At 64.8% G+C, this 19,886-nt stretch carries 16 protein-coding genes and 1 pseudogene; 16 read left to right on the top strand and 1 reads right to left on the bottom strand.

Annotation, left to right across the window (positions count from 1 at the left end):
• Positions 1 to 21: 21 nt before the first annotated feature.
• The 14 genes from ybgC (at position 22) to serA (ending at position 16,731) form a co-directional block, all read left to right on the top strand.
• Positions 22 to 477 (top strand): tol-pal system-associated acyl-CoA thioesterase, encoded by a 456-nt coding sequence (gene ybgC / locus AUL36_RS01355; RefSeq protein ID WP_062217421.1) that lies wholly within the window; start codon positions 22 to 24, stop codon positions 475 to 477.
• A 270-nt stretch (positions 478 to 747) separates the two neighbouring features.
• Positions 748 to 1,467, top strand: a complete 720-nt coding sequence (gene tolQ, locus AUL36_RS01350) for a protein TolQ (RefSeq protein ID WP_058635549.1) — start codon at positions 748 to 750, stop codon at positions 1,465 to 1,467.
• A 44-nt stretch (positions 1,468 to 1,511) separates the two neighbouring features.
• Positions 1,512 to 2,000, top strand: a complete 489-nt coding sequence (gene tolR / locus AUL36_RS01345) for a protein TolR (RefSeq protein ID WP_062217225.1) — start codon at positions 1,512 to 1,514, stop codon at positions 1,998 to 2,000.
• Positions 2,001 to 2,006: 6 nt separating this feature from the next.
• The gene (locus tag AUL36_RS01340) at positions 2,007 to 3,176 is read left to right on the top strand and encodes a hypothetical protein (RefSeq protein WP_062217224.1); all 1,170 of its coding nucleotides are present in this window, start codon (positions 2,007 to 2,009) and stop codon (positions 3,174 to 3,176) included.
• A gap of 114 nt (positions 3,177 to 3,290) precedes the next feature.
• Entirely contained in the window at positions 3,291 to 4,625 is a 1,335-nt protein-coding gene (gene tolB, locus AUL36_RS01335) for a Tol-Pal system beta propeller repeat protein TolB (RefSeq protein WP_192843761.1), read from the top strand.
• A gap of 88 nt (positions 4,626 to 4,713) precedes the next feature.
• Positions 4,714 to 5,277, top strand: coding sequence for a peptidoglycan-associated lipoprotein Pal (gene pal / locus AUL36_RS01330; protein WP_058600808.1), 564 nt, complete (start codon positions 4,714 to 4,716; stop codon positions 5,275 to 5,277).
• Between the two features lie 194 nt (positions 5,278 to 5,471).
• Positions 5,472 to 6,476, top strand: coding sequence for a tol-pal system protein YbgF (gene ybgF, locus AUL36_RS01325; protein ID WP_062217220.1), 1,005 nt, complete (start codon positions 5,472 to 5,474; stop codon positions 6,474 to 6,476).
• Between the two features lie 17 nt (positions 6,477 to 6,493).
• Positions 6,494 to 7,909 carry a tRNA lysidine(34) synthetase TilS gene (tilS, locus tag AUL36_RS24960; RefSeq protein ID WP_192843760.1) on the top strand — a complete coding sequence of 472 codons (1,416 nt, stop codon included), beginning with the start codon at positions 6,494 to 6,496 and terminating at the stop codon, positions 7,907 to 7,909.
• 35 nt (positions 7,910 to 7,944) lie between these two features.
• Positions 7,945 to 9,882, top strand: a complete 1,938-nt coding sequence (ftsH, locus tag AUL36_RS01315; RefSeq protein WP_058600805.1) for an ATP-dependent zinc metalloprotease FtsH — start codon at positions 7,945 to 7,947, stop codon at positions 9,880 to 9,882.
• A gap of 212 nt (positions 9,883 to 10,094) precedes the next feature.
• Positions 10,095 to 11,444, top strand: a complete 1,350-nt coding sequence (gene glmM, locus AUL36_RS01310) for a phosphoglucosamine mutase (RefSeq protein ID WP_058600804.1) — start codon at positions 10,095 to 10,097, stop codon at positions 11,442 to 11,444.
• Between the two features lie 235 nt (positions 11,445 to 11,679).
• Entirely contained in the window at positions 11,680 to 12,480 is an 801-nt protein-coding gene (locus tag AUL36_RS01305) for an outer membrane protein (protein WP_058634426.1), read from the top strand.
• Between the two features lie 247 nt (positions 12,481 to 12,727).
• Positions 12,728 to 13,567, top strand: coding sequence for an outer membrane protein (locus tag AUL36_RS01300; RefSeq protein ID WP_058634425.1), 840 nt, complete (start codon positions 12,728 to 12,730; stop codon positions 13,565 to 13,567).
• Positions 13,568 to 13,747: 180 nt separating this feature from the next.
• Positions 13,748 to 14,923: a phosphoserine transaminase gene (locus AUL36_RS01295; protein WP_062217214.1), complete on the top strand. Its 1,176-nt coding sequence runs from the start codon at positions 13,748 to 13,750 to the stop codon at positions 14,921 to 14,923.
• A 215-nt stretch (positions 14,924 to 15,138) separates the two neighbouring features.
• Positions 15,139 to 16,731: a phosphoglycerate dehydrogenase gene (gene serA / locus AUL36_RS01290; RefSeq protein WP_062217212.1), complete on the top strand. Its 1,593-nt coding sequence runs from the start codon at positions 15,139 to 15,141 to the stop codon at positions 16,729 to 16,731.
• 69 nt (positions 16,732 to 16,800) lie between these two features.
• On the opposite strand, the gene AUL36_RS01285 is transcribed toward serA, so the two are convergent.
• On the bottom strand, positions 16,801 to 17,718 hold the full coding sequence (locus AUL36_RS01285; protein WP_062217209.1) for a DMT family transporter: 918 nt from the start codon (positions 17,716 to 17,718) through the stop codon (positions 16,801 to 16,803).
• Between the two features lie 297 nt (positions 17,719 to 18,015).
• Here AUL36_RS01285 and AUL36_RS01280 point away from each other — a divergent pair, with 297 nt between their 5' ends.
• A complete protein-coding gene (locus tag AUL36_RS01280) occupies positions 18,016 to 19,308 on the top strand; it encodes an adenylosuccinate synthase (protein WP_058600798.1) in 1,293 nt (430 codons plus the stop codon).
• 225 nt (positions 19,309 to 19,533) lie between these two features.
• A pseudogene (locus tag AUL36_RS01275) lies at positions 19,534 to 19,886 on the top strand (hypothetical protein); the annotation flags it as partial.

Genomic DNA, 19,886 nt, shown 5'->3' with positions numbered 1-19,886 from the left:
CAAGATCGCTATGAGGCCGGCATGAACGAACAACTTGCAGGCCGGCTCACCGAATTCGGCCACCGCCTCGACGTGCGGGTCTATTTCGAGGACACGGATTTTTCCGGCGTCGTGTACCACGCCCGCTACCTGCATTTTCTGGAGCGTGGGCGCACGGACTATCTTCGCCTGCACGGCATCGGCCATCGCGAGCTGATGGACGGGGCTTTCGGCGAGCCCATGGCCTTTGCCGTCCGGCGCATGGAAATCGAGTTCCTGCGTCCGGCGCGGATCGACGATGTGTTGACCGTCGAGACCCGCACGGCGCTTCTGGGCGGCGCGCGGGTGGTTCTCGACCAGCGTATCCTGAAAGGCGAGGAGCTTCTGATCGAGGCGCGGGTGAAGGTCGCCGTGATCTCGCCCGACGGTAAGCCGCGCCGGATGCCGCCGGCGGTGGCCGAGCGCCTGACGCCGGCGCCAAGCACGGGCGAGGCCTGATATCCACGCCGCACTGCGGTAGAACATTCGGAAGCGCGAGGGGAAATCTGCTATTCCTCACTCCGGCGAAACGAATTGTTAACCCTAACGGTGCTTCATGGGATCGCGGCGAAGCCCTTGTCGCGCCATTCTTTTACCGGAATCCCCGGCGAAAGAGCCCTAGGGGAATGGCGCGTCGGGGCCGCTGCCCGTCAGGCCGGCACCGTGCGGGTGCGAAAGGGCGCCGCTGCGCGGACGATCGCCGGCCCCACGAATTCGAGGGACAGAGGAATGAACGACGTCGCACAGACTGCGCTCGCCGCCCATGGCAGCGACATGTCTCTGATGGGACTTTTCTGGCAGGCCGGCTTCGTCGTGAAGTTCGTGATGCTGGGTCTCTTGTCGGCGTCCGTCTGGTCCTGGGCCATCATCTTCGACAAATGGGCGCGGTTCGGCCGCTTCCGCCGCCAGCTCAACACGTTCGAATCCACCTTCTGGAGCGGGCAGTCGCTCGAAGAACTGTATCACACCCTGTCCGACCGCAAGACGTCCGGCATGGGCGCGCTGTTCGTCGCCGCCATGCGCGAATGGAAGAAGAGCTTCGAGAAGGGCGCCCGCTCGCCCATCGGCCTCCAGACCCGCATCGAGAAGGCCATGGACGTGACCATGGCCCGCGAGATGGACGAGCTGGAATCGCGCCTCGGTTTTCTGGCGACCGTCGGCTCGGCCGCGCCCTTCATCGGCCTGTTCGGCACGGTGGTCGGCATCATGACCGCCTTCCAGGGCATCGCCGCGTCGGAGCAGACGAGCCTCGCCGTCGTCGCCCCCGGTATCGCCGAAGCGCTGCTTGCGACCGCCATCGGCCTCATCGCCGCCATCCCCGCCGTTATCGCCTACAACAAGCTGTCGGCGGATGCGGGCAAGCTCGGCATGCGGCTCGAAGCCTTCGCGGACGAATTTTCCTCCATCCTGTCGCGTCAGATCGACGAGAAGGCGAGCGCCGGCCGCTGATCGCGCCGCGCCTTTGGCCAGAATAGACGAGGGGACCAGACACTATGGGCATGTCGACGGGCGCCGCATCATCGGGCGGAGGATCACGACGCCGCCGCGGCAAGCGCCGGCAGCCGATGGCCGAAATCAACATGACGCCCATGGTGGACGTCATGCTGGTTCTGCTCATCATCTTCATGGTGGCCGCACCGCTGATGACCGTCGGCGTGCCGCTGGAATTGCCGAAGACGGCCGCCAAGGCGCTCAGCGCCGACAAGCAGCCCATCACCATCTCGGTGCAGCGCGGCGGCGAAATCTACCTTCAGGAAAGCCCGGTCCAGGCGGATGCGGTGGTGGAGCAGCTCAAGGCCATCGCGGAAGCGGGCTATGACGAGCGCATCTTCCTGCGCGCCGATGGCGAGGCGAGCTACGGCACGGTCATGCAGGTCATGGCCCGCATCTCGGCCGCCGGCTTCAAGAATATCGGACTTGTCACATCCCAGGAAAAGGCGGCCTCTCACGCAGGCGCGCCGAAGCCAGGGGCGAAGAGCTGACGCATCATGAAGTCGTCGCTTTCCACCTCCGTTGCGGTCCATGCCCTCGTGCTCACATGGGGGCTCTGGTCGTTGGGCGCGCCCGAAAAGCTGGACATGGGCAGCGAAGCCGTGCCCGTGGAACTGGTGACTGAGGTCAGCCAGTCGATGATCGGCGACGAAAAGGCGCCGCAGACCGACAAGCCGGCGCCCCAGACGACCAAGACGCCCGAAAAGCTCCCGATGCCGGCCCAGAATGTCGGCGACAACGAGGTCGATCTCCCGACGCCGCCTGCGCCGAAGGCCGCGCCGCGCGAAACGCAGAAGACCAAGGTGGACGACGCGCCGCCCCCGCCGGCCGCCCAGCCGCCCGAGCCCAAGCCTGAGCCGAAGCTGGAACCCAAGCCCGAGCCGAAGCCCGCGCCCGCTCGCGTGCCCGAGCCGACCCCGCCGCCGCCCGAGCCCAAGCCGCCCGAGCCGGAAGAGGATTCGGCCGAGGAGGACACGACGCCCGAGATCGACCCGCTGGCCGCCGAGATCGCCAAGGCCGAGGCTGAAAAGCCGCCCGCGCCGCCCAAGAACGTGCCCGCGCCGCAGGTGAAGCCCAAGCCGCCCGAGCCCGTGAAGGTGGCCGAGGCGAAGCCTGAGCCCAAGCCCGAGCCGGTGAAGGAAAAGCCGCCAGAGAAGACGAAGGCGACCGAGAAGGCCAAGTCCACCGAGACCTCTAAGGAGAAGGTCAAGGAAGCCAAGAAGCCGGGCAAGAGCAACTCGCAGAACGATCCTCTCGAGGACGCGGTTCTGGCCGCTCTCAAGAACACGCAGGAAACGACTGGCGGCGGTGCCAAGCGGTCGACCCAGCACGCTTCGCTCGGTGGAAAGACGCAGACTGGCGGCACTCTGTCTCAAAGCGAGATCGACGCGTTGAAAGGGCAGATTTCAAAGTGCTGGAATCCGCCCGCCGGCAATTCCGACGCCGGGTCTTTCCAGGTGAAGATTTCGATGCAGCTCGATCCGTCCGGCGCGGTGCAGGGCATGCCGCAGATCGAATCCGGCAGCGGTTCGTCCCCGGCCCAGCGCGCCGCGGCCGAGGCGGCGGTGCGCGCGGTTCGCCGCTGCGCGCCCTACAACCTGCCGGCCGACAAATACGAGACCTGGTCCGAAGTCACCGTCAATTTCGATCCGAGCCAGATGTTCTAAGCCTCCAATCCCTCGGGACGGTTCCGGCCGTCCTCTCGTCCATCGCTTCCGAGACAACGGGTGCGCCTGACAGCGCGACACAGGCCCGGTGACCGAACGGGAAGGTTCCATCCCATGACTCGCCCCAGCACGACCTCTTCGACCCTTCGCCTCAGCCTGCGGACTCTCGGCCTCGCGCTCGCCGCCACCGCCGCCTGCCTTGGCGCGGCCATGCCCGCTCACGCGAAGGTCGAGATCAACCTCAATCAGGGCAATGTGCAGCCGATGCCGATCGCGCTGCCGGCCTTCCAGTCGCGCGATGGCCTGGGCGCCAAGCTCATGGAAGTGGTCGCCGCCGACCTCAAGCGCTCCGGGCTCTTCGCGCCGATCAATCCGACCGCCTTCATCCAGAAGGACCTGTCGCCGGATGCCACGCCCCGCTTTCAGGACTGGACGGTGATCAACGCGCAGGCCCTCGTTTCGGGCCGCGTCACGCCGGAAGCGGACGGTCGCCTGCGCGTCGAGTTCCGCCTGTGGGACACCTATGCCGGCACGCAGCTCGACGGGCAGCAGTTCTATGCCAGCCCCGACAATTGGCGCCGCATCGCCCATATCATCGCCGACGCCATCTATGAGCGTCTGACGGGCGAGAAGGGCTATTTCGACACCCGCATCGTCTTCGTGGACGAGACCGGCTCCAAGGACAAGCGCCGCAAGCGCCTTGCCATCATGGACCAAGACGGCGCGAATGTGCGCTATCTCACCGAGGGCGGCGACCTCGTGCTCACCCCGCGTTTCTCGCCCAACCGGCAGGAAATCACCTATATGAGCTTCGGCAAGGGGGAGCCGCGCGTCTATCTCCTTCAGCTCGAAACCGGACAGCGCGAGGTCGTGGGCAATTTCCCCGGCATGACCTTCGCGCCGCGCTTCTCGCCCGACGGCCAGAAGGTGGTGATGAGCCTTCAGCAGGAGGGCAACGCCAATCTCTACGCCATGGACCTGCGCTCGCGCGCGACCACGCGCCTGACCTCGACCAACGCCATCGACACCTCGCCGTCCTATTCGCCCGATAGCTCGAAGATCGTCTTCGAATCGGACCGGGGCGGGCGGCCGCAGATCTACACGATGAACGCCGACGGCTCGGGCCAGCAGCGCATTTCCTTCGGGCAGGGCAGCTACAACACGCCCGTCTGGAGCCCGCGCGGCGATCTGATCGCGTTCACCAAACAGTCGGGCGGCCAGTTCCAGATCGGCGTCATGAAGCCGGACGGCTCGGGCGAGCGTATTCTGACCTCGTCTTTCCATGCCGAAGGCCCGACCTGGGCGCCGAACGGGCGCGTCATCATGTTCTTCCGGGATCAGGGCGGCGGTCCGCAACTCTTCTCGATCGACCTGACGGGCCGCAACGAGCAGCGTGTCGCGACGCCCAACTTCGCCTCCGACCCCGCCTGGTCGCCGGCGCTCGAATAGACTTAACAATCAACGTTCTGTTGACCGGTCGTTAACCCTGAAAATGGTAAATGACCCTATCCTTATCCACTGACCGAAGGAGACGGCCATGCGCCGCATCGCTACTGGGGTCCATGGTCGAATCGCCCTCGCGCTGGTCGCTGCGCTGGCGCTCTCGGCCTGCGCCAAGAAGAACAACGCCCTTCCCGACAACGCGGCCGGCCTCGGCCTCGGCGGCGCGGGTGGTGCCGGCGGAGCCGGTGGCTATGGCGCGAACGGCGCCAATGGTCGCGGCTCGGCCGCTCCCGGCACGAGCCAGGACTTCACCGTCAATGTCGGCGACCGCATCTTCTTCGATACGGACTCGACCTCGATCCGCGCCGACGCGCAGCAGACGCTGAGCCGCCAGGCCCAGTGGCTCAACCAGTATCCGCGCTATCAGATCGTCGTCGAAGGCCATGCCGACGAGCGCGGCACGCGCGAATACAATCTGGCGCTCGGCGCGCGCCGCGCCGCCGCCACGCGCGACTTCCTGGCCTCGCAGGGCGTGTCGTCCAACCGGATGCGCACGATCTCCTACGGCAAGGAACGTCCGGTCGCCGTTTGCGACGATATCTCCTGCTGGTCGCAGAACCGCCGCGCGGTCACCGTGCTCTCGGGCAGCGGTTCCTGAAGCATTTCGGCAACAATCCTCCAGTCGAAACGGCCCTCCGGGGCCGTTTTGCGTTCCCGAACCCGGCGGCGTGATAGAAGCGGACAAATTTTGGACGCGTTCACACCCCGTAAACAAGTGGACATCGACACGGCGCCGAAGACGCATCCGGCCGGGATCGCGGCCCACCTTCGGCGCCCGGAAGGGATTCTCGGATGGCTGGCAAGCTTCTCACGCGCTTTCTCGCAATGACGGTTGCAGCGGGGGCTCTGGCCGGCCCGGCTCATGCGCTCGACCTGCCGTTCGGCCTCGGCGGCCGGCAGGTGCAAAGCCAACCGCGCGAGACCGCGCCGCCCGTGCTGATGGCGCAGATGGGCGATTCCAGCGTGCGCATCAGCCAGATGGAAGAGGAAATGCGCCGGCTGACCGGCAAGGTGGAAGAGCTGTCCTTCCTGGTTCTGCAATTGCAGGAACAGCTGCGCAAGACGCAGGAAGACAACGAGTTCCGCTTCCAGGATTTGGAAAAGGCCGGAAAGTCGGGCGGCGCCTCGCAGACCACGCCGCAGCGGCGCTCCGAAGCGCAGCCCGCGCTTCCCGCAGCCGGCGCACCGGCGAGCGAGGCGTCCTCGCGCGTGGCTTCGGCCACGCCCTCCACGATGAATGACGGGGCCGCGCGGCCCGCGCCGTCTGCCAGCGCCGCTCCGGCCAGCGCGCAAGGGGGCGACGAGATCGGCGCGTTGATCGGGGAGGGCTTCGGCAACGAGAGCGCGAAACCCGCTGCCGCGCCCGCTGCCGCGCCGCAGCCCAATGTCAAAACCGCCTCGATCAAGGCGAACGGGCCGGGTGAGCTTTATGGGCTCGGATACAATCACATGCTGTCGGGCGATTACGCGCTCGCCGAGCAGACCTTCCGTCAATACACGCAGACCTATCCGAATTCGAGCGACGCGGCCGATGCGCAATATTGGCTGGGCGAGAGTCTCTACGCACAAGCGAAGTATCGCGAGGCGGCGGAGGTCTTTCTGAACGCGCAGAAGGCGCATCCCCAGGCACCCAAGGCGCCGGAGATGATGCTGAAGCTCGGCATGTCGCTGGTGCATCTCGACAATCGCGAGACGGCCTGCATCACCTATGCCGAGATCGGCAAGCGCTACCCCACGATGAGCGCCAACGTGAAACGCAAGCTTCAGGCCGAGGAAAAAACGGCGCGCTGTAGCTGACATCCCTGAGTCTCGCCTTGCCGGGCGATGCAGAGCGTAGCGGTGATCCGGGCTTGGCTCTCGGCGAGGACATTTTGCGCACCCTTGGGGCCCTGCCGGCTGGGCGGGGGGAGGGGGCGCTGCTCCTGGGTGTCTCCGGCGGGCCGGACTCGCTGGCTCTGCTTCTGGCTGCCGCGCAGTTGCGATCGGCCGGACGCCTCGCCCGTCCGCTCCATGTCGCGACCGTCGATCATGCTTTGCGGCCCGGCAGCGCGGCCGAGGCGCAGGAAGTCTGCCGTCTCTGCGGCGCGCTGGGCGTTCCTCATCGCATTCTTGTCTGGCACCATGCCGGGCCGATCGAGGGAAATCTTTCGGCTGCCGCTCGTGAGGCGCGCTACCGCCTTTTGGCCGATGAAGCGCGCCGCCTCCGTGCGGGACTTCTCGCAACAGCCCATCACCATGACGACCAGATCGAAACCCATCGGCTCGCCGCTCAGCGCGGAGCATCCGGCGCAGCGCTCGCGGGAATGCGGGTCTGGCGCGATCTGGAACCCGGTCTCGTTCTCGTTCGGCCACTGCTCGGCTGGCGCAAGCGGGCGCTGGAAGCTTTCGTGGCTGGGACGGGCGTGCGAGCGGCGGATGATCCATCCAACCGCGATCCGCGTTTTGCTCGCGCGCGGTTGCGACTGCAGGGGCTGAATGCGGCCGAGGAAGCGCTGGCGGAGCAGACCATCCAGGCCGCACGTGTGCAGCGACAGGACGAGGACGATCGCATCACCTCGATTCTGGCGAAGTTTGCGACCGAAGGGCGACTCGATGTCTCGCCATCCGGCGACATCTCGTTGTTTCTGGACGATGGCTTCATTGATCCCGCTCTTCTGTCCCGCGCCGTAACAGCTGTGGCTGGCGCCTCGGTTCCTCCCACGCGCCTCAGCATCGACGCTCTGGCTCAGCAGATTCATTCAAATGAGCAAGGAGCGGCGACATTGGGCGGCTGCCTCCTGCGTTGGCAAAGCGGCCTGTTGCGGCTCGGGCGTGAATATGGGCGCACGGGGCCGCCGCCTCTTCTTTGGGATGACAGGCAGGCTTCGGCCTGCTTCGACAGTCGCTTCGATGTTCCCCGTCAGACGGGGTCGAGCGATTGGAGCATCCTTGTTCCCTATGGGCGATGGGGGAGGGGGCCGCTCGCCCATCGCACGCTGCCCGTGGCGCTCGGGGCGTCCGGCGAGATCCTAGCCGCCCATCCGCTTCTGCGCTTCAAGACCGCGCCCAAGCCGCCTTCGCTCTCGCTTTCGTGTCGGGTTGCGTGGCGTCTCGCGGCCGATTTGGTTCTCCCTGCAGGTCTCACATTAACCTGTGGGCTCCAAAATGCCGCAAATCGCGGTGAACCTGTTGGCAAGGGGGTGGCGTCCACCTACATTCGCAGGCAAGTCAAAGCCGCCGACGTTGTATGACGCATGGTTGCCCGAGCGCACTTCCAGGACGGATAATGAACCAGAACTTCCGCAATTTCGCCGTTTGGGCGATCATCGCGCTCCTGCTGATCGCGCTGTTCCAGCTGTTCTCGAACAGCTCGCAGAATGCGAACACGCGCGACGTGCCCTATTCGCAGTTCCTCTCCGACGTGGATGCCGGCCGCGTGCGCTCCGTCACCATTCAGGGACAGCGGATTTCGGGCTCCTATACGGACGGCGCAAGCCCCTTCCAGACCTACTCGCCGGGCGATCCTCAGCTCGTCAGCCGGCTTGAGCAGCGCAACGTCCAGATCAACGCCAGCCCGCCGTCGGACAATGTCAATCCGATCTGGTCGATCCTGATGTCCTTCGGCCCGATCCTCCTGATCCTCGGCGTCTGGATCTTCCTGATGCGGCAGATGCAGGGCGGAGCCGGCGGCAAGGCCATGGGCTTCGGCAAGTCCAAGGCCAAGCTTCTGACCGAAGCCCATGGCCGCGTCACCTTTGCCGATGTCGCGGGTGTGGACGAAGCCAAGCAGGACTTGGAAGAGATCGTCGAATTCCTGCGCGAGCCGCAGAAGTTCCAGCGTCTGGGCGGCAAGATTCCGCGCGGCGTCCTTCTCGTCGGCCCTCCGGGCACGGGTAAGACGCTGACGGCGCGCGCTGTCGCGGGCGAAGCCAACGTCCCCTTCTTCACCATCTCCGGTTCGGACTTCGTGGAAATGTTCGTGGGCGTCGGCGCCAGCCGCGTGCGCGACATGTTCGAGCAAGCCAAGAAGAACGCGCCCTGCATCATCTTCATCGACGAAATCGACGCCGTGGGTCGCCATCGCGGCGCGGGCCTCGGGGGCGGCAATGACGAGCGCGAGCAGACGCTGAACCAGCTTCTGGTGGAGATGGACGGGTTCGAGGCCAATGAGGGCATCATCCTCATCGCAGCGACCAACCGTCCCGATGTTCTCGATCCGGCGCTTCTGCGTCCCGGCCGCTTCGACCGGCAGGTCATGGTGCCGAACCCCGATGTCGGCGGCCGCGAGAAGATCCTCAAGGTTCATGTGCGCAACGTGCCGCTGGCCCCCAATGTGGATCTCAAGACCATCGCGCGCGGCACGCCGGGCTTCTCCGGCGCCGATCTCGCCAATCTCGTGAACGAGGCCGCGCTGATGGCGGCGCGCCGCTCCAAGCGCCTCGTCACCATGCTGGAATTCGAAGACGCCAAGGACAAGGTCATGATGGGCGCCGAGCGCCGGTCGATGGCCATGACCGAAGACGAGAAGAAGCTGACCGCCTATCACGAGGCCGGCCACGCGCTGGTGGGCATCTACGAGCCTTTCAACGACCCGCTGCACAAGGTCACGATCATCCCGCGCGGCCGCGCCTTGGGCGTCACCATGAACCTGCCGGAGCGCGATCGCTACGGAATGCGCAAGAACGAGATGGAAGCGCGTCTGGCCATGATTTTCGGCGGCCGCGCTGCGGAAGAGATCATCTATGGTCTGGACAATGTGACGACGGGTGCGTCCAACGACATCCAGCAGGCCACGAACATGTCTCGCGCCATGGTCATGGAATACGGCATGAGCGACAAGCTCGGCCGTCTGCGCTACCGGCAGAACCAGGAAGAAATCTTCCTCGGCCATTCCGTGTCGCAGCAGCAGAACATGTCGGAAGAAACGGCCCGTCTGATCGACTCCGAAGTGCGCGGCATCATCGAAGTCGCCGAGAACAAGGCCCGTCGCATTCTGCGCGAGCATATCGAGGATCTGCACACGCTGGCCAACGGTCTGCTGGAATACGAAACCCTGTCGGGTGACGAAGTCCGCGATCTTCTGGCCGGCAAGCCGCTCGCGCGCGACATGGGCGACGACACGCCGCCCTCGCGCGGTTCGGCTGTGCCGAAGGCCGGCTCGGCCAAGCCGAGCGGACCGCGCGACGACAGCGAAGGCGGGCTGGAACCGCAGCCTACAGCCTGAAACACGACCAAGACATGATGGGAAGGCGGGCTTCGAGCCCGCCTTTTTTATGACGCGGGCCTCACGGCAAGCTTCGTCTTCGATCCGAAACCGGCTCCGCGCAATGCAGGCCCGTTCATCATATGGCCTGATGATCGCCTGGCCGTCTGTTTCGGGCTTTCTCGACGGCGCTGACGCTGATACGGCCCATCCATTCAGTTTCGAGGGGTATTATGGCGAAATCCTATTTCGGCACGGACGGCATTCGAGGCCGAGCCAACCGCCATCCGATGACGCCCGAGATCGCGATGAAGGTCGGCATGGCGGCGGGCCTTGCCTTCAAGCGCGGCAACTATCGGCACCGCGTCGTTATCGGGAAGGACACGCGCTTGTCCGGCTATATGCTGGAACCTGCGCTCTGTGCCGGCTTCACGGCCGTTGGTATGGACGTACTGATGCTCGGCCCCATGCCGACGCCGGCCGTCGCCATGCTGACGCGCTCCATGCGCGCGGACATCGGCGTGATGATCTCCGCCTCTCACAATCCCTATGATGACAACGGCATCAAGCTCTTCGGCCCGGATGGCTACAAGCTGTCGGACGAGCTGGAAGCCGAGATCAACCGTCTGATCGACGAGGACTTGGCACCGCGCTTGGCGGTCGGCTCGCATCTGGGACGTGCCAAGCGTTACGACGATGGTGGGCGCGACCGCTACGTCGAATTCGCCAAGCGCACCTTGCCCCGCGAGTTGTCTCTCGATGGCGTGAGGGTCGCCATCGACTGCGCCAATGGCGCGGCCTATCGCGTCGCGCCCGACGTTCTCTGGGAGCTGGGAGCCGAGGTGGTCAAGCTCGGCGTCGAGCCTAACGGCACCAATATCAACCTGAATTGCGGCTCCACGAGCCCTGAGGCCCTGCGGGCCAAGGTGCAGGAAGTGCGCGCAGACATCGGCATCGCGCTGGATGGCGACGCGGACCGCGTGCTGATCGTCGACGAGCGCGGCGAGATCGTGGATGGCGACCAGATCATGGCCGTGATCGGCGAAGCCTGGGCCGAGGATGGTCGGCTGGCGGCAGGCGGCGTGGTCGCCACGATCATGTCGAATCTCGGGCTGGAGCGCTTCTTCAACGATCGGCAATTGCAGCTTGCCCGCACCAAGGTCGGCGACCGCTATGTCGTGGAGCATATGCGCCAGCACGGCTACAATGTCGGCGGCGAACAGAGCGGTCACATCGTCCTGTCGGATTTCGGCACGACGGGGGACGGGCTCGTGTCGGCGCTTCAGATACTGGCGGTGGTGCGCAAAGCCGGCGGCACCGTGTCGGAGGTCTGCCGCAAGTTCGAGCCCGTGCCGCAAATCCTGAAGAACGTACGCCATAGCGGCGGCGCACCTCTGGAACTTCCGAAGGTTCAAGAAATCATCAATATCGGTCGCGAACGCTTGGGCGATACGGGTCGCCTCGTCATTCGCCCGTCGGGCACGGAACCGCTGATCCGCGTGATGGCGGAAGGGGACGATGCTCGGCTTGTGTCCGATGTCGTGGACGACATCGTGGATGTGCTTCGTCGTAGCGCGGCCTGAGCACCCATGAGCCAATAGTTGGGCTGAACGCTTCATGAAAAAGATCCGCGCGGCTGTGCGCGGATCGTTGGCTCCGAGGACGACTGGGTCATCTGGCTGAGCAACTGTAACATAATCGTCACAGGTTTGCCCTCTTCCCCAGCGGGAGGTAATCTCCAGTTAATCATTAATCTTTAGATTTCGATCGAACGCGGAACCCGAGCCGCTGTGAATTCGAAGTCTGGAGATCTTTGATATGAACCGGCTTGTCGTCGTTCTGCTGGCCAGCGCGTCCTTTGCCCCCGTCGCGGCTCGCGCTGCCGACATCATCGAGCCCATTCCGGTCGTGGAAGAAGCGCCCGCCGATTATAGCGGCTGGTATATCCGCGCCGATGCCGGCTACATGTTCTCGTCGGAAACGTCCGGCTCGTTCCGCTTCTTCAGCGCGCAGACCGGCCTTTACGGCGATGACTTCCGCTATTCCTCGATCGAGCTGCAGAACGGCTACACTGTGGGCGGCGGCGTCGGCTATCGCTGGGCCGAACATTTCCGCACCGATCTGACGGCCGACTACTACGATTTCGACATCAAGGGCACGAGCGCCTGCGCCTACTCGTTCGGTAGCGGTGATTGCCGCTTCAACGATCATTCCGACGCGGGCCTGTGGACCGTCATGGCCAATGCCTATGTCGATCTGCCCTATTTCGGCCCGATCACCCCTTATTTCGGCGCGGGCGTCGGCGTCGCCAACGTCAACTACGGCGACATGCGCAACGAAATCTGCTCGGTCACCTGCGGCGATCCGAACAACTATTACGGCGTCCACGAGGGCGTGGATTCCTGGCGCTTCGCCTCTTCGCTCATGGCGGGTGCGAGCGTGGATCTGACCCATTCGCTGGCTCTGGATGTCGGCTATCGCTACACCCGCGTGTTCGAGGGTGATGCATTCCGCTTCGACGCCAGCGACCGCGCCGCCGGCGCGACGGGCGTGCAGGGCCGCGACAACGGCTTCAATATCCATACGGTTCGTGCCGGTCTGCGCTACTCGTTCTTCTGAGCGCCACGCGCTTTCGAGCGCGCCCAGTCATGACTGCCAGCCGCCGGCCCGCAAGGGTCGGCGGTTTTTCGTTTGGATGAAGGGAGGGGCGTTCGCTCAAGAGGGCGGGGCACTCAGGCCCGAACACGTGCCTCGAGAGGTTAAGAAACACGGTTAACCCGACATTAAGCATCCTGCGTCATGGTTAATGTCGGAAGACGGGGCAGCGTCCGCTTCCAAGGCTTCCCGTTTCCCAAGGTCGAGCGCGATGAAACTCAAGACCCTTCTTCTTTTCGGCACAGCCGTGCTTTTGTCTTCTGCCGCGTCCGCAGCCGATCTGGGGCCGATCTATCGCGAGGCGCCCGAACTGGTGCCGGTCGAGATCGGTACGGGCTGGTATCTGCGCGGCGACGTCGGCTACAACTTCAGAGGCGACGCGATCGATCGCCGCTTCCCGAGCTTCATGGGCGCGGCCGGACCGGCCGTAAAATTCGACGACTCGAACGATGTCAGCGGCTCGGTCGGCATGGGCTATCAGTTCAACGATTTCCTGAGAGCCGACGCCACGTTCGACTATATGCCGAGCGGGGACCGCAACGGCAGCGCCTTCTACGGTTGCGGCGTTCTCAAGGACATCACGACAAATGGGCAGTTGAGCACGATCAATACGACGGGCGTCTGCCGCGACAACGCTTCGGCGGAAGCCGATCTCTACACTTACATGGCCAATGCCTATGTCGATCTCGGCACCGTGGTGGGCTTCACGCCGTACGTCGGTGCGGGTCTTGGCGTCACCAACCTGCGCGCGTCCATGCGCGAGACCCTTCACTGCAACGAGGGCGGCGATCCGACCGTCGATTGCTCGGCCTCATTCGCCGGCGCTCAGAAGGGGCTGCCCTACGAGCTCGTAGCGAGCGACCGCGAAAGTTCGAGCTGGAATCTTTCCTACGCCCTGATGGCTGGCCTTGGTTATTCCGTGTCCCAGAATCTGAAGCTGGATGTCGGCTATCGCTATTTCGCGGTCCCCGATGCCGAGCTCTTCGGCCAGAAGAACGAGAAGATGGACTTCCATCAGGTGCGGGTCGGCCTTCGCTACGCTCTTTGGTAGGCGCTGTCGGATCGCGGAGGAACGACGAGGCGGGCGAAAGCCCGCCTTTCTTGTTTCTGGACGAGGGAGAACGGCCTGGTTCATCACGATGTCACTTGACTGCGCGATGTCTCGCGCCTATCCCCATGAGCGGGACACACCTCCCCAACGAGGTGCTTCTATCTGTAAGGGTAGCTTCAGATGGCCAATGCCACCAAGCCGACCACGCGTCCGGCAAACCCCCGCTTTTCCTCTGGTCCTTGTGCCAAGCGTCCCGGCTGGACGCTGGATGCCCTGAGCGACGCCGCTCTCGGCCGCTCGCACCGCGCCAAGCTTGGCAAGAACAAGCTGGCACAGGCCATCGACGATACGCGCGAAATTCTTCGAGTTCCCGCCGATTATCGCATCGGCATCGTTCCCGCCTCGGACACCGGCGCGGTCGAGATGGCGATGTGGTCGCTGCTCGGTGCGCGGCCGGTCGATATGGTCGCATGGGAAAGCTTCGGTTCGGGCTGGGTGACGGATGCCGTCAAGCAGCTGAAGCTGAGCGACGCTCGCGTTCTGGAAGCGGGCTATGGCGACATCGTCGACTTCGCTGACGTGAATTTCGATCATGACGTCGTCTTCACCTGGAACGGAACGACCTCTGGCGTGCGCGTTCCCAATGGTGACAAGATCCCGGCCGATCGCCAGGGTCTGACCATCTGCGACGCGACCTCGGCCGCCTTCGCGCAGGACCTGCCCTGGGACAAGCTCGATGTCGTCACCTTCTCCTGGCAGAAGGTGATGGGCGGCGAAGCGGCCCATGGCATGTTGATCCTCAGCCCGCGCGCCGTGGAGCGCCTGACGACCTACAAGCCGGCTTGGCCGCTGCCGAAGATTTTCCGCCTGACCTCGGGCGGCAAGCTGATCGAGGGCATCTTCAAGGGCGAGACGATCAACACGCCCTCCATGCTCTGCGTCGAGGACTATCTGGACGCGCTCCAGTGGGGCAAGTCGGTCGGCGGGCTGGAAGGCCTGAAGGCGCGCGCCGATGCGAACCTCGCCGTGATCGAGCGTTTCGTGGAAGCCAACAACTGGATCGGTTTCCTCGCCAAGACGCCGGACATCCGCTCCAACACGTCGGTCTGCCTTCAGTTCACCGACCCGGCGCTGACGGCTCTGCCGAAGGAAAGTCAGGAAGCCTTCGCCAAGGGCGTCGCCTCACTTCTGGAGAAGGAGGGCGTCGCCCTCGATATCGGCGCCTATCGCGATGCCCCTCCGGGCCTGCGCATCTGGACTGGCGCGACCGTCGAGACGGCTGATCTCGAAGCGCTGATGCCCTGGCTCGCCTATGCCTATGAGACGCAGAAGGCATCGCTGGCTCACGCGGCCTGACCCAATTTTGCCCCTCCCGTTCGGGGAGGGGTTTCGTCTCCGCGCGGAGCTGTCGCTCCTGATGGCGTGGCGGCTTCCTGACGATCGATCGGCAGTGCCCTCCGTGCGCGCCGGTCCTGCGCCCGGCCCTTGAGTGCCGCGCGCCCTGAATCGCGATTTTCCTTTTTACGCGCGGCCCCGCTGCGGCCGTCGCGCTTGCCCAGAGGACATTCCCCATGGCACCCCGCGTTCTCGTTTCCGACAAGCTTTCCCCCACAGCCGTCCAGATCTTCAAGGATCGCGGCGTCGAGGTCGATTACCTGCCCGATCTCGGCAAGGACAAGGAGAAGCTTCTCGAAGTCATCGGCCAGTATGACGGCCTCGCGATCCGCTCCGCGACCAAGGTGACCGAGAAGATCATCGACGCCGCGACCAACCTGAAGGTTATCGGCCGCGCCGGCATCGGCGTCGACAATGTCGATATTCCGGCCGCCAGCCGGAAGGGCATCATCGTGATGAACACGCCCTTCGGCAATTCGATCACCACGGCCGAGCACGCCATCGCGATGATGTTCGCGGTGGCCCGCCAGATGCCCGCCGCCGATGCCTCGACCCAGGCCGGCAAGTGGGAGAAGAACCGCTTCATGGGCGTCGAGATCACCGGCAAGGTGCTGGGCGTCATCGGCTGCGGCAATATCGGCTCCATCGTCGCCTCGCGCGGCGTCGGCCTGCGCATGAAGGTCATCGGCTTCGACCCATTCCTGTCGGAAGAGCGCGCCCGTGAACTCGGCATCGAGAAGGTCGAGCTGGAAGACCTGTTCAAGCGCGCCGACTTCATCACGCTGCACACACCGCTGACCGACAAGACCAAGAACATCATCGACGCCAAGGCCATCGCGACGATGAAGAAGGGCGTGCGCATCATCAACTGCGCGCGCGGCGGGCTGATCGTCGAGCAGGATCTGGCCGACGCGATCAAGGCCGGCAAGGTGGCGGGCGCTGGCATCGACGTGTTCGAGGTCGAGCCGGCGACCGAGTCTCCGCTCTTCGGGCTCGAGAATGTCGTCTGCACGCCGCATCTGGGCGCCTCCACCACCGAAGCGCAGGAGAATGTGGCGCTTCAGGTAGCCGAGCAGATGGCCGACTATCTCGTCAACGGCGCGGTGTCGAACGCGCTGAACATGCCCTCGATCACCGCCGAGGAAGCGCCGATCCTGACGCCTTATGTGAAGCTCGCCGAAATCCTCGGCTCCTTCGCGGGCCAGCTGACCGACGAGCCGATCGACGCGATCGAGATTCTCTATGACGGCGCGCCGGGCACGATGAACACCCGCGCCCTGTCGGCGGCCGCCATTGCCGGTCTTCTGAAGGCGCAGGTGCAGACGATCAACATGGTCTCCGCGCCTCTGATGGCCAAGGAGCGCGGCATCGCCGTGACCGAAGTGCGCCGCGACAAGTCGGGCGTGTTCGACGGCTATGTCATGGTCACGGTGAAGACCAAGAAGCAGACGCGCTCGGTGGCGGGCACGACCTTCTCGGATGGCAAGCCGCGCTTCATCCAGATCAAGGGCATCAACATGGAGGCCGATGTCGGCCGCTACATGCTCTACACCGCCAACAAGGATGTTCCGGGCGTCATCGGCCAGCTCGGCACTGCCTTCGGCAAGGCGGGCATCAACATCGCGAACTTCCACCTCGGCCGCGACGAGCAAGGCGGCAGCGCCATCGCCATCATCTATCTCGATGGCCCGCTGAGCGAGGAATTCCTGGAAGAAATCCGTGGGCTCAACGCCATCGGTCAGGCCAAGATGCTGACCTTCGACGTCTGATCCCATCCGACAATTCGAATAGCGAAAGGGCAGGGCGGGCGACCGCTCTGCCCTTTTTCGTAGGCTCCGTCAGGCCTTCGGGCGACCCACGACCCGCTGGTTCCGCTTGCCGACTTCAGCCAGAAGAATGCCCCCGAGAACCAGGGTCAGCGCCACGACGTGATAGGCAAAGAGCGGCTCGCCGAGAATCAGAACGGCCAGAAGCGTGCCGAAGATCGGGACGAGATTGACGAAGAGATTGGCCCGGTTCGCGCCGATCATCTCGATGCCCCGAATATAAAGGCTCTGGGAGGCGATCGAGGGCAGGAGAACCGAGAAGGCCAGCACGGCCCAGCCCTGCGCGTCCGGCCATTGCGTGTAGCCCATCGCGGATTCCGCCAGTGCCACGGGGATCGAGGTGAGGGTCGCCGTCAGCGAGATCAGGAAGATCGAGGTCAGCCAATGCACCTTGGGCTTGCGCGACAGAAGGATCGTGTAGGCACCGAACGAGAGGACGGCGAGAACCATCAACCCGTCGCCGCGATTGATTTCGAGATGCAGAAGCGTCGTGAGATCGCCGTGCGCGGCGGTCAGAAGGACGCCGACCAGCGTGAGGCCGAAGCCCAGAAGCTGGAGCCGCGAGGTTCGCGCCCGGAAGACGAGGAACATGCCCGCGAAGACGACGAGCGGCATGGAGGACTGAACGATCATCGAATGGATCGCGGTCGTGTAGTTCAGCGCCAGATAGAAGATCGAGTTGAAGCCCGTGAAACCCAGAAGCCCGGCCAGAAGGAAATAGCCGGCCTGCCCGCGAAGGGCCGTGCGGTCGCGCTGGAGATGCGGCCAGGCGAAGGGCAGGAGAACGAAGCTCGCCAGCGCCCAGCGCAGAAGCGTCATCATCATCGGCGAGACGTGGCCGACGGCGAGCTTGCCCGCCACGGCGTTGGCGCCCCAGATCAGCGAGGTCAGGCCGAGCAGCATGTAGGGATGGCCAAGGCGGGAGAGCATTTGTGGAATTCCATGGCGAGCGGGTCGTCAGTGAGCCCCTGCGAGCGTCACCTTCCCTTAGCGCTCTTTGCAGCGTCCGGGAAACCAACATCCCGGTAGGCGGGTGCGCGAGACCGAGCGGATGTTTCTGGGAAAAGCGGGGAAAGATCGGGGTCTGCGCCCTCGCTTGTCGCGCGCGGCTTCTTTATAGTCCGAGGGAATTTTGCGTCGGAATCGGAGAGGTTCCGCGCGCTTTGGCGCGTCCTCCATTGGGTCGATGGCGCGCGGAACGGGCCTTCGGGCTGCCAAGGAGCATTCATGGCAAACGTCGTCGTCGTCGGATCGCAGTGGGGTGACGAAGGAAAGGGCAAGATCGTGGACTGGCTTTCGGAGCGCGCCGACGTGGTCGTGCGCTTCCAGGGCGGCCACAATGCCGGTCACACGCTGGTGGTGGACGGCGTGTCCTACAAGCTCTCGCTTCTGCCCTCCGGCGTGGTGCGCCAGGGCAAGCTGTCGGTGATCGGCAACGGCGTCGTCTTCGACCCGCACGCCTTCGTCGCCGAAAAGAAGCGCATCGAGGCACAGGGCGTCACGATCGGGCCCGACACGTTGCGCATCGCCGACAATGCCACGCTGATCCTGTCGCTCCACCGCGAGCTGGATGCGGCGCGCGAGTCCGCCGCCGCCGGCACCAAGATCGGCACGACGGGTCGCGGGATCGGTCCCGCCTACGAAGACAAGGTCGGCCGCCGCGCGCTGCGCGTGATGGATCTGGCCGAGCTTGACGTTCTGCCCGAGCGGATCGAGCGGCTTCTCGCCCATCACAATCCGCTGCGCCGGGGCCTCGGCCAGCCGGAAATCTCGGCCGAGGCGATCTTGGAGGAGCTGACCTCGGTTGCCGCCGAGATCACGCCCTATATCGACCGCGTGTGGCGCCTGCTCGACGAGCGCCGCAAGGCCGGCGACCGTATCCTGTTCGAAGGCGCGCAGGGCACGCTGCTCGACATCGACCACGGCACCTATCCCTATGTGACCTCGTCCAACACGGTGGCAGGGCAGGCGGCGGCGGGCTCGGGCCTCGGCCCCTCTGCGGCCGGATTCGTGCTCGGCATCACCAAGGCTTATACGACCCGCGTCGGCGAAGGTCCGTTCCCGACCGAGCAGGACAATGCGGTGGGCGAGTTCCTGGGCACGAAGGGTCACGAGTTCGGCACCGTGACGGGTCGCAAGCGCCGCTGCGGCTGGTTCGACGCGGTTCTGGTGCGTCAAGCCGTCGCCATCAACGGCATCCATGGTCTGGCGCTCACCAAGCTCGACGTTCTGGACGGCATGGACGAGATCAAAATCTGCGTCGGCTACGAATTGGACGGCGAGCGGATCGACTATTTCCCGGCGAGCTTGGCCTCGCAGCGCCGCGTCGTTCCGATCTACGAGAGCTTCGAAGGCTGGAAGGGCACCACGGCGGGCGCGCGCTCCTGGGGCGATCTTCCGGCGCAGGCGGTCAAATATGTTCGCCAGATCGAAGAGCTAGTAGGCGCGCCGGTGACGCTTCTGTCCACCTCTCCCGAACGGGACGATACGATCCTTGTCCGCGATCCGTTTCAGGATTAAGGAAGGGTTGATATAAGTTCTCCGCACCGTTCGATTTTTCGGGCGAAGCTTCGGGCGCTACGCCCCGGCGGCGGCTCCATCCCATGTCTCCGCGAGGAGAAACAGGTGGACGCCAGCTTCGGGGCGTACGGGCGCGATCCAAGGCCCGCGGTTGGGTGCGGATCGATGCATGAGCCATGACGATTCGAATGGTGTGGCCTTCAAGCTTAGCGAGTGCAGCCCTTCATGGCGAACCTGACCGCCGTTCTCCGCAAGACGATCGACGGATTGCCCAACGCGTCGCCGCAGCTGCGCGCGAAGGTTTACGAAAAGGCGAGAGCTGCGATCACACGGCAGATCGAAGCGGCGAACCCGCCGCTCGAAGATCATGTCGTGGAAGCGCGCTATCGCGTTCTGGAAGACGCGATCCGCGAAACCGAGGCGCATTATAACCCGCCTCAGGACGAGGTGCCTCCGGCCGAGCTAGCCGCCCCTGCGCCGGAGAGAGTCGAGACGCCGGCGCTCGAGCCGGTGCGAGCCGAGCCGGCCCCTGTGGCGGTCCCCGCGCCACGCGCGCCCGCGCCCGCCTTGCCGCAGGC

It is taken from the genome of Aureimonas sp. D3 (genome assembly GCF_001463805.1).
GTDB classification, from domain to species: domain Bacteria; phylum Pseudomonadota; class Alphaproteobacteria; order Rhizobiales; family Rhizobiaceae; genus Aureimonas; species Aureimonas ureilytica_A.
The sequence above is the reverse complement of the archived record's forward strand: the minus strand, read 5'-3'. Positions and strand labels throughout refer to the sequence as shown.